The sequence below is a fragment of the Bradyrhizobium sp. genome (assembly GCF_019244115.1).
Classification (GTDB): domain Bacteria; phylum Pseudomonadota; class Alphaproteobacteria; order Rhizobiales; family Xanthobacteraceae; genus Bradyrhizobium.
The window spans coordinates 1-10,101 of sequence record NZ_JAFATE010000277.1 but is presented as its reverse complement, the minus strand read 5'-3'; the positions used below and the strand labels follow the sequence as shown (position 1 = coordinate 10,101).

General features: G+C 61.7%; 10 protein-coding genes and 2 pseudogenes. 10 read left to right on the top strand and 2 right to left on the bottom strand.

Going from position 1 to position 10,101, the window contains the following annotated elements; translation table 11 throughout:
• The 3 genes and pseudogenes from adh to JOZ76_RS12475 all read left to right on the top strand — a co-directional run.
• Nucleotides 1–605 (top strand): annotated as a pseudogene (gene adh / locus JOZ76_RS12485) (aldehyde dehydrogenase); the annotation flags it as partial.
• Between the two features lie 71 nt (nt 606–676).
• Nucleotides 677–1,057 carry a DUF779 domain-containing protein gene (locus tag JOZ76_RS12480; RefSeq protein ID WP_291698932.1) on the top strand — a complete coding sequence of 127 codons (381 nt, stop codon included), beginning with the start codon at nt 677–679 and terminating at the stop codon, nt 1,055–1,057.
• 53 nt (nt 1,058–1,110) lie between these two features.
• Complete coding sequence (locus tag JOZ76_RS12475) at nt 1,111–2,136, top strand: SMP-30/gluconolactonase/LRE family protein (RefSeq protein ID WP_291698931.1); 1,026 nt, start codon at nt 1,111–1,113, stop codon at nt 2,134–2,136.
• A gap of 59 nt (nt 2,137–2,195) precedes the next feature.
• Here the strand turns inward: JOZ76_RS12475 and JOZ76_RS12470 are convergent, their stop codons facing one another.
• A complete protein-coding gene (locus JOZ76_RS12470) occupies nt 2,196–3,686 on the bottom strand; it encodes an aldehyde dehydrogenase family protein (protein ID WP_291698930.1) in 1,491 nt (496 codons plus the stop codon).
• Nucleotides 3,687–3,802: 116 nt separating this feature from the next.
• Here JOZ76_RS12470 and JOZ76_RS12465 point away from each other — a divergent pair, with 116 nt between their 5' ends.
• The 6 genes and pseudogenes from JOZ76_RS12465 (at nt 3,803) to JOZ76_RS12445 (ending at nt 8,926) form a co-directional block, all read left to right on the top strand.
• On the top strand, nt 3,803–4,888 hold the full coding sequence (locus tag JOZ76_RS12465; protein ID WP_291698929.1) for a substrate-binding domain-containing protein: 1,086 nt from the start codon (nt 3,803–3,805) through the stop codon (nt 4,886–4,888).
• Nucleotides 4,889–5,007: 119 nt separating this feature from the next.
• Complete coding sequence (locus tag JOZ76_RS12460; RefSeq protein WP_291698928.1) at nt 5,008–5,385, top strand: hypothetical protein; 378 nt, start codon at nt 5,008–5,010, stop codon at nt 5,383–5,385.
• Nucleotides 5,282–5,932, top strand: a pseudogene (locus tag JOZ76_RS38215) (glutamine amidotransferase-related protein); the annotation flags it as partial. The gene JOZ76_RS12460 and the pseudogene JOZ76_RS38215, both read left to right, overlap by 104 nt.
• 245 nt (nt 5,933–6,177) lie before the next feature.
• Complete coding sequence (locus JOZ76_RS12455; protein ID WP_291698927.1) at nt 6,178–7,605, top strand: NAD-dependent succinate-semialdehyde dehydrogenase; 1,428 nt, start codon at nt 6,178–6,180, stop codon at nt 7,603–7,605.
• Nucleotides 7,606–7,636: 31 nt separating this feature from the next.
• Nucleotides 7,637–8,422 (top strand): class I SAM-dependent methyltransferase, encoded by a 786-nt coding sequence (locus tag JOZ76_RS12450; RefSeq protein WP_291698926.1) that lies wholly within the window; start codon nt 7,637–7,639, stop codon nt 8,420–8,422.
• Between the two features lie 132 nt (nt 8,423–8,554).
• Nucleotides 8,555–8,926 carry a winged helix-turn-helix domain-containing protein gene (locus JOZ76_RS12445; protein WP_291698925.1) on the top strand — a complete coding sequence of 124 codons (372 nt, stop codon included), beginning with the start codon at nt 8,555–8,557 and terminating at the stop codon, nt 8,924–8,926.
• Nucleotides 8,927–9,079: 153 nt separating this feature from the next.
• On the opposite strand, the gene JOZ76_RS12440 is transcribed toward JOZ76_RS12445, so the two are convergent.
• Nucleotides 9,080–9,460: a hypothetical protein gene (locus JOZ76_RS12440; RefSeq protein ID WP_291698924.1), complete on the bottom strand. Its 381-nt coding sequence runs from the start codon at nt 9,458–9,460 to the stop codon at nt 9,080–9,082.
• A 181-nt stretch (nt 9,461–9,641) separates the two neighbouring features.
• On the opposite strand from JOZ76_RS12440, the gene JOZ76_RS12435 reads away from it, so the two are divergent.
• The coding region (locus tag JOZ76_RS12435; RefSeq protein ID WP_291698923.1) for an aldehyde dehydrogenase family protein at nt 9,642–10,101 on the top strand (460 nt) is incomplete at its 3' end.

Sequence of the window (10,101 nt, the reverse complement as noted above, 5' to 3'; positions counted from 1 at the left end):
GCGTGCTGGTGCAGGACAGCATCTACGACAAGTTCATGGAGAAGGCGGTCGCCCGCACCAAGCAGATCAAGCAGGGTCACCCGCTCGATCCCGGCACCATGATCGGCGCGCAGGCCTCCAACGATCAGTTGGAGAAGATCCTGTCCTATCTCGATATCGGCAAGCAGGAGGGCGCCAAGGTGCTCACTGGCGGTAGCCGGGCGAAACTGGAGGGTGAGCTCGCGGAAGGCTATTACGTCGAGCCGACGATCTTCGAAGGCAACAACAAGATGCGCATCTTCCAGGAGGAGATTTTCGGGCCAGTGGTTTCGGTCACGAAATTCAAGGACGAGGACGAAGCGCTCGCCATTGCCAACGACACGCTCTATGGGCTCGGCGCCGGCATCTGGACCCGCAACATCAATCGCGCCTACCGCTTCGGCCGGGCCATCCAGGCGGGCCGGGTCTGGACCAATTGCTACCACGCCTATCCGGCGCATGCGGCGTTCGGAGGCTACAAGCAATCCGGCATCGGGCGCGAGACGCACAAGATGATGCTGGATCACTATCAGCAGACCAAGAACATGCTGGTCAGCTACTCCACCAAGGCGCTCGGCTTCTTCTAGAGGCGGATCGACGCATTCACAGGCGTGGGGCTCGTCCCCGCGCCTGTGATGTGCTAATATGGAGGTGGATCATGGTCAACTGGGTCGAGATTACGGACAAGGCGGCCGAGATCGTGGCGCGCCTGAAGGCCCAGCACGGCACCCTCATGTTTCATCAGTCTGGCGGCTGCTGCGACGGCTCGGCGCCGATGTGCTATCCCGTCGGTGACTTCAGGGTCGGTCCGCAGGACGTGCTGCTGGGGTGTATCGCCGACTGCGATTTCTATATCGGCGCCGCGCAATTCGAATATTGGCAACACACCCAGCTCATCATCGACGTCGTACCCGGACGCGGTTCGGGATTCTCCGTCGAAGCGCCGGAAGGCGTACGCTTCCTGACGCGCAGCCGGGTGTTCACTGACGAAGAGGTCGCCGAGCTTGAAGCTGCCGGCCCACCAGCCCGCGCGGCTTGATAAAACACTTTTAACAATGGCGCCCGCTTGTGTCGGGTGGCAAGCATGATCCCTTGTTGCGTGCCTACTCAACCCAGGGAAAACAAAACATGAAAAATGAAGTCCAGGGAGTAAAACCCAAAAGCCGCGGTATGCGCGCGTTTGGCTTCATCAAAATCTGTTTCGTGCTTGGCGCCGGCTTCGCATCGTCGGCTCACGGCGAAACCGGCCCGGTCAGCCTTCCGGACAAGAGTTTTCCGGAAAGCATCACGTCGACCCCGGACGGAACGCTCTACGTTGGAAGCTTTAACAATGGCGGCGTCTTGAAAGTTGCTCCAGGCGGAAAGGCGGAGCAATTCGTCGCGCCAGCCGCCAACGGCAGTCGTTCCACACTTGGCGTACTGGCCGATGAGAAGAGCGGTACGCTGTATGTTTGCTCGAATGACATCAGCGGACTTGGGGTGCCGGGCCCGAGCGACACAAAGGGTGCCTGGCTCAAGACCTTTGATCTCGCGACCGGGGCCGCGAAGGGCAGCTTTGCACTCGCTGATCCAAAATCGTTCTGTAACGATATTGCGGTCGGTAGCGATGGCACGGCCTACATCACGGATTCCTTCATGCCCAATGTCTACAGCCTGAAACCAGGTGGCGCGGCGCTTGAAATCTGGGCGACCGATCCGGCCCTGGCACCGGCAAAGGATGGCGTCGGCCTCGACGGCATCGCGTTGGGATCGGACGGCCATCTCTACGTGACGACCTATATTCCGGCAAAGCTCTTCAGGATCTCCGTCAAGGATGGCAAGGCCGGAGTCGTCACCGAGCTCAAGCCGTCGCGTCCGCTCGACCATGCCGATGCGATGCGCGCCTTCGGCAATGACTTTCTGTTGATCGAGGGCGCCGGCAAGCTCGACAAAGTGACGGTCAAGGGCGACGAGGCACAGATCGAAACGATCCAGGATGGCCTTAGCGAACCCGTCTCCGTGACGCAGGTCGGCAATACGGGTTGGGTTGCAGAAGGCAAGCTGTCCTACATCATCGGCGATAACAAGGGCAAAGACCCGGGCCCATTCCTGCTCAAGCCCGTGACATTGGCAAAATAGCGATCAGCCGGCGAGAGCCTGCGATGCGCGACCAATCGGCGCATCGCAGACAATCTCAGTCATGCATTGAGATTCATCCACACCGCCTTCGGCTCGGTAAAGTTCTCGATCGCGGCCGTGCCGTGCTCGCGGCCGAGACCGGAGTCGCGCTCGCCGCCCCAGGGCAGCCGCACATCGGTATAGCCATATGTGTTGATCCAGACCGTCCCCGCCCTCGCCCGCTTGGCGAAGCGCTGCACCCGACCAATGTCGCGGCTCCAGACGCCAGCTGCGAGGCTATAGGCCGTGCCGTTCGCGATCCTCAATGCGTCCGCTTCGTCCTTGAACTTGATGACGCTGACGACCGGACCAAAGATCTCCTCCTGCGAGATTCGCATCTCGTGTTTCACATCGGCAAAGACGGCAGGGCTGATGAAATAGCCGCGGCTTCCGACCCGTTCGCCGCCCGTCACCAGCGATGCGCCTTCCTTCTGCCCGATATCGACATAGTCCAGGATCGAACCCATCTGCTTTTCGGAGATGACAGGACCAAGCGCCGTGGCCCGATCGAGCGGATCTCCCATGCGCAACGCCTTGGCACGCGCGGCAAGCCGCTCGACCACCTCGTCGTAAGCCGCCTCCTGGACCAGCACACGCGACCCGGCCGAGCACACCTGGCCGGCGTTGAAGAAGATGCCGGCGGCAGCTGCTTTCGTAGCCGCGTCCAGATCGGCATCGGCAAAGATCACATTGGCAGACTTGCCGCCAAGTTCGAGCGAGACCCGTTTGAAGTTGCCTGCGGCCCCTTTCATGATGCCGCGGCCGACACCCGGTGATCCCGTGAACGTCACCTTGTCGACGTCGGGATGGTTGACCAGCGCGTCACCGACCGTACGCCCCGGGCCTGGAACGACGTTGAGCACGCCCGCCGGAAGGCCAGCTTCCAGCGCAAGCTCGCCAATCCGCAGTGCCGAGAGCGAGGTCAGCTCCGCCGGTTTCATCACCACGGTGCACCCGCAGGCGAGCGCGGGCGCGAGCTTCCACATCCCGATCATCAGTGGAAAATTCCACGGCACGATCGCGGCCACCACGCCGACAGGTTCGCGCACTGTGTAGGTTAGCGCGTCGTCGCGTGTCGAAACGACGTCGCCGCCGATCTTGTCGGCCCAGCCGGCATAATAGGTGAGCGTATCGACGGCGGCCGGAAAGTCCTGGCGCAGGACGGCGGCGATTGGCTTGCCGGCGTCCAGGCTCTCGAGCTCGATGATCTCGTCGGCGTGCTGCTTCAAGAGCTCCGCCCATTTGAGCAGGATGTGCCCGCGCTCCGCCGCACGGATCGTGCGCCACCGACCCTCGAAGGCGCGGCGGGCGGCGGCGACCGCATGATCGACATCGACCTCATTGCCCTCGGCGATCGTGGCGATGACCTGCTCGGTCGCGGGATCTAAGGATTTGAAGATGCGCCCCGAAGCGGAGGCAACGCGTCGCCCATCGATCAGGAGCTGCTGCGGCTTGGCCAAGAACTCCGCCGCGGGCGTCTGCTGGGCGTAATCATATGCAATCGACCTCATATTTCCTCCATTTCTCGTGCCTGAGCTTAGGAGGATATTGCCATCCGTAAATATGGTACCGTTTACCTATGGACCGCACCACTCATATGCATTCGACTTCATAAACTGGCATCCGCATGCTGCAGATTGAGATCGAAACCGTCTGGCGCTTCCGTAAAGAAGGCAGCCCACAAAGCGTGGCGGTGATGCTCGGGGTGCTCAACGACATCCGCAAAACCGGCAAGATCACGCGCGCCGCCAACGACGCTCGCCTCTCCTATCGGCACGTCTGGAATCTGATCGAGCAGTGGTCCGAGTTCTTCGGCACTCCGTTGGTCGAAACCCAACGGGGCAAGGGCTCCAAGCTGACCGCGTTTGGCGAGAAGCTGGTATGGGCCGGCCAGCGCATGCAGGCGCGGCTCGGACCCCAGCTCGAAAATCTGGCCCAGGAGCTGGCTACCGAGATCAAGCCGTTCCTGCAGCAGCGACCATCGGTGATCCGGGTTCATGCCAGTCACGGCTTCGCCGTCTCGAAGCTCCGCGAGTTTCTCGACCGCGAGCCCGGCATCGGTGTCGACCTGCGCTATGTCAGTAATCAGAATTCCCTGATTTCGCTCGCGCAAGGCGCCTGCGACCTGGCAGGCCTGCATCTGCCGCGTGGCGAATTGCGGGACCAGGGCATCAAGGCCAGCAGGGAGTGGCTCGATCCACGCGAGGACCGTGTCATCAGCTTTGTCACGCGCGAAATGGGGCTGATGGTCAGACGAGGAAACCCGCTCAGGATCAAGTCGCTTCAGGACCTGGTCGACCGCAAGGCCCGCTTTGTCAATCGCGATCACGATTCCGGTACGCGCCTGTTGTTCGATCAGTTGCTGGTACTCCACAAGGTTGACGAGAGCAGAATCAATGGCGCCCAGCAGATCGAATTCACGCATGCTGCCGTTGCCGCCTACGTCGCGAGCGGCATGGCGGATGTCAGCTTCGGTGTCGAAGCGGCGGCGCGGCAATTCGATCTCGATTTCGTCCGGTTGCTGACGGAGGACTACTTCTTCGTGTGCCGGCAGGCGTTTCTGGAGACAGAGCCGATGCGGCGTGTGCTCGACATCATGACGGGCAGCGGATTTCACAAGGCGATTGCGGCGCTGCCCGGATACGAGGCGACCAGCACCGGCTCGGTTCACACGGTCAAGGAGTTTCTCAGCCATGTCGGCACGGTCGGTTAGATAGCGGCTGGTTGAGAAGGTTGGCTGCTCGCGGACGGTCGCTGCCCGGACTTCCATCTGGACGTTTGCTGGAATACGCTATATTTATTGAGATATAGCGCAGCAGGACGTCTGAGACAATGAAACAGGATGGCCATGCCTTTACCGAGTGCGAGGTCACGGCGGACGGCACCGTTACACTCGGTTTTGCGGATTCGAACGGAAACAAGGCCACGGTACGCTTGACGGTCAACCAGGTCGGAGCCCTGGCGATGACCTTGCCCGAGATGATCGCAAAAGCGCTCCGCACTCGCTACGGCGATCAGACGCTGCGTTACGCCTATCCGTTGACCTCATGGACAGTCGAGCAATCGACCGATCCGAAAACCGGAATGATGACTCTCGGAACTGAAGATGGCTTCAGGGTTTGCTTCTCGATGGGGCGAGACACTCAGACTCAGCTTGGCCAGGCGTTGGCATCGGAACGGCCGCCGAGCACCCCAACCCTCGCGAATTAGGTCCGCCTCTTTTCCACTGTGGGTTCAGGTCTGTGTGATGTTTCAACATCGTCCGTCGGCAATTGCCCTGCGCCATGTCGCGTTTGAGGACATGGGTCTGCTGGCTCCGGTCATGGAGCGGGAAGGCTGGAATATCTCGTTCTGCGAGGCCGCCGTTGACGATCTAACCCACCGCTCGATCAGGAATGCCGATCTGTTGGTCGTGCTGGGAGGTCCAATTGGCGTCTACGAGACGGAGAGCTATCCGTTCATAACCCAGGAAATTGGACTCATCGAGCACCGCCTGAGAAGGCGGCTGCCCACTTTCGGGATCTGTCTCGGCGCGCAACTCATGGCGAAAGCGCTCGGCAGCCGGGTCTATGCCGGCCACGTCAAGGAAATCGGCTGGGGGTCGATTCGGCTGACGGAGGAAGGCGCCTCATCCTGCCTGACATCCCTTGGAGAGGATGTGCCGGTTCTGCATTGGCACGGTGACACATTCGACCTTCCCGACGCGGCCACAAGGCTGGCCTCGAATGCGAACTACGAAAATCAAGCGTTCGCGTACGGAGACAGCGCCCTTGCCCTCCAGTTTCATCTGGAGGCAGACCCGCGGCACTTGAGGAATGGTATGTCGGCCATGCCGTCGAGCTCGCAGCCGCCAATGTCTCGGTTACGGAGCTCAGAGCAGCCACGTCGAACTGCGCAAAGGTGCTTGCACCGTTGGCTGACCGGGTTTTCACCGTATGGCTCAATCAGATCCGGCCGCGCGAGGTCGCACGGCATTCCAGCGCGAATTGAAGGTGAGTTCCCATGGCGAATTATCCCGATATCGAGATGTACATTGATGGACATTGGAAAGCCGCGAGCGGTCAGCCGGTCATCAATCCAGCGGACGAAAGCGTATTGGGGACGGTGCCGACCGCGTCGATCGCCGATCTCGACGACGCTCTCGCGGCTGCCGAAAACGGATTCGCCGTCTGGCGAAACACCTCGCCAGCAAAGCGCGCTCAGGTCATCCTGAAGGCAGCCGCCCTCATTCGCGAACGGGTCAACGAGATGGCCGTCGCGATGACCCTCGAGCAGGGCAAGCCGATCGAACAGGCTAGGCTCGAGATCCTCCGGGGATGCGACATCATCGAGTGGGACGCCAGCGAGGGGGTACGGCTCTATGGCCGGGTGATCCCTAGCGAACCCGGGATGCGGCACACGGTGCTCCGGCAGCCGATCGGACCTGTGGCAGCATTCTCGCCATGGAATTTTCCGATGAGCTCTCCGGCCCGAAAAGTCGCGGGCGCGCTGTCGTCGGGCTGTTCGATCATTCTCAAGGCATCGGAAGAAACGCCGGCGGGCGCCGTGCAGCTGGTGCGCGCATTCCACGATGCCGGCCTGCCCGCCGGGGTGCTCAACCTCGTGTTCGGCAATCCGGCAGAGATTTCTGAGTATCTCATTCCCCAGTCGCGCATCAAGCTGATTACGTTCACCGGCTCGATCCCCGTGGGCAAGCACCTGGCGGAGATGGCCGGCCGCTACATGAAGCCGGCGATCATGGAACTGGGCGGCCATGCCCCTGTCATCGTGTGCGACGATGTCGATCCGGCAGCAACCGCCGGCACCTCGGTGATCGGCAAGTCGCGCAATGCGGGACAGGTCTGCGTGGCGCCGACCCGCTTCTTCGTTCAGGAATCGATCTATGAGCACTTCGCCCAATCGTTCGCGGAGAAGGCAAAGCAGCTGAAGGTCGGCAATGGGCTCGATCCGTCGATCCAGATGGGCCCTCTCGCCAATGCGCGGGGGATCGACGCCATGGAGACGCTGGTCGCGGACGCCAAGGCCAAGGGCGCGCGCGTTCTCGCCGGTGGACACCGGATCGGCAATCGCGGGTATTTCTTTCCGCTGACCGTTCTGGCCGATCTGCCCGATGATGCCCGCGCCATGAACGAGGAGCCGTTCGGGCCGCTGGCACTGGTCAATCCCGTGAAGACGCTCGATGAAGCAATCGAGAAGGCCAATTGCCTGCCGTATGGCTTGGCCGGCTATGCCTTCACGCGCTCGGCCGGGAATGCGGATCGCCTCGCAGATGGCTTGGAGGTTGGCAATCTCTCGATCAACCACTTCGTCGCATCCGTCGCCGAGACGCCCTTTGGCGGTGTCAAGGACAGCGGCTATGGACGCGAGGGCGGCACCGAAGGCCTGCAGTGCTACACCGTTGCCAAGAATGTGTCGCACAAGATGATGTAGACTGAGCTTCGATTCTTCCCGCAAATTGTCTATGCAGCCCAATCCGCTACGACATCGGGACGGCAGCGCCGGCGACGCCAACTACGGCGTCATCGGTGAGCGCTATGCCCACTTCCGCCGGCCTGATCCGCGAATTGCCGGGCTGATCGAGACGGCGTTAGGGGCCGCGCAAGCGGTCTTGAACGTGGGTGCCGGCGCGGGCTCATGTGAGCCGGTTGATCGCACCGTGATTGCGGTTGAGCCGTCACAGTCGATGCGCAGCCAGCGTCCCCCTCACCTTCCCACCGCGATCGACGCCGTCGCCGAGCATCTGCCGTTTGGCGATGCATCGTTCGACGCGAGCATGTCGACCTTCTCCGTCCATCAATGGAAGAACCTCAGCGCGGGGCTCCGGGAGATGCGGCGCGTGACCCGAGGTCCGGTCGTCATCATGACCTGCGAGCCCACCGAACTCGATCGGTTCTGGCTTCAAGACTATTGTCCGGAGGTGATTGGCGTGGAAGCCGGCCGATATCCAGCGGTCGAACGGATCGCCGGAGAGCTTGGTGGGCGATCGGAAATCCTGCCTGTTCCAATCCCGCTGGACTGCAGCGACGGCTTCAACGAAGCCTATTATGGTCGCCCGGAGATGCTGCTCGACCCGCAAGCACGGCTCGCCTGTTCGGCCTGGAGCTTTGTCGGAGACGACGTCGTACAGCGATTTGAAAGAACGCTCGGCCACGATCTCAGCTCCGGACGATGGAACGAGCGGTACGGCCCTCTACGCACCCAGGCTTTTTTTGAAGGCGCTCTGAAGCTGATCGTCGGCCGGACTTAACCGTCGAATATCTCGACTTCCTCTGGTCGGTGGTGATCATTGCCGCCCGGCACGGATATCGCGCCTCTTCATCTTGTGAGCAAAAGGCTTCGGTGGCAATCTGAAGCTCAAGCGCAATAGAGCGACTCTTCCATGTCACGGCCGGCCGCCAAACCGCTTCCCCAACTGAGCGTCCGCATCGATCTCGACGGAGACGAGCGAATCGGACCGGGCAAGATCCTGTTGCTGGAGAACATCCGCGAGCACGGCTCGATCTCGGCTGCAGGCCGGGCGATGGACATGTCCTACAAGCGGGCGTGGGACCTCGTGGACGAGATCAATCGCATCTGCCGCCATGCGGCCGTCGCGTCTCAGACAGGTGGAAAGAACGGCGGCGGAGCCGTGCTAACGCCCTTCGGCGCTGCACTGGTGGCGCGCTACCGGAAGATCGAGCGCGATGCGGCGCGTGCCGTCCACAAGGAGCTATTAGCGCTCAAGGCGGATATCGGCCGCCCGCTCAAGTGACGTCAGGGAAAGACCGGCAATGCGAGCGGTCTGAAGCCGAACGCCTGCAGCGGCTTCTGTCCGGCCGGCGATAAGAGATACGTCGTAAGTCGGCAGCCCCGGGCTGCGCCCTGCGCGAAATCGGCCGCCCGTACTTCCGCAGCGAAATAGCACCTAGTTTGCCCGCAATCTCACATTCAACCTGGGCTGAGCCATCAACGCCTCACCCAGCTGGTTTTGCTGCTCGCGCGGACCTGAAAAGCAGACGCTGAAGCCATCCTCGGTCTGCAAGGTGACCATGCGTTGGGCGGCATCGGTCGACTGCTCAACGATCCAAGACGCCAGCGGATAGGCATAACGAAGGCTCCGGTCGCCATAGCGGGTCTGCAGAGCGTGGTCGAGCAGGCGCGGCAAGGTCATGACCAGCGCACCAACCTGCTTCAGCGACAGCGTGATGGTCGCCGGGTTTCCCGCGGAATCGACAAACCCGAGTGAAATCGCGCCGCCATCGGAGGCGACCTCGCAGGTCGTAAGGGCCTGGGCGCTGATGTCCATCGCGCGAACTCCCGATCGATTTATCGTTATATGCCAGAGGATACATCGATGTGACCGAGGGCGTCCAGCCGCTTTTGACCGGTTTTTGATCGGACACGCCATGGCCGGCCAGCCAAAACGTGATATACATTGACATACAACGAGAGCCAATGAGGCCTGTTTGAAAGGGAGAGCAAAGCCAATGAGCGACTACAACCTTCTGATCGATGGCAAGATGGTGCCCGGCGACCAGACCATGCCGGTCCTCAACCCCGCCACCGAGGAGGTGCTGGCCGAGTGCCCGCGCGCTTCCAAGAACCAGCTCGACTCCGCCGTTGCGGCAGCGAAAGCGGCGTTTCCGGCCTGGGCGGCCACCCCGATCGAGGAGCGTCGCAAGCTCGTGATCCAGATGGCCGACGCGATCGAGGCCAATGCGAACGAACTGGCGCGGCTTCTCACCAGCGAGCAAGGCAAGCCGCTGGCTGATGCCACGGGCGAAGTGCTGGGGATGGCCGCGTTCTTCCGCTATCTCGGCTCGCTCGAGCTGCCGATGCGCGTCATCGAGAGTTCAGGCGACCGTCGCGTCGAGGCGTATCGCCGCCCTCTTGGCGTCGTCGGCGCCATCATTCCGTGGAACTACCCGCTGCTGATCCTTAGCTTCA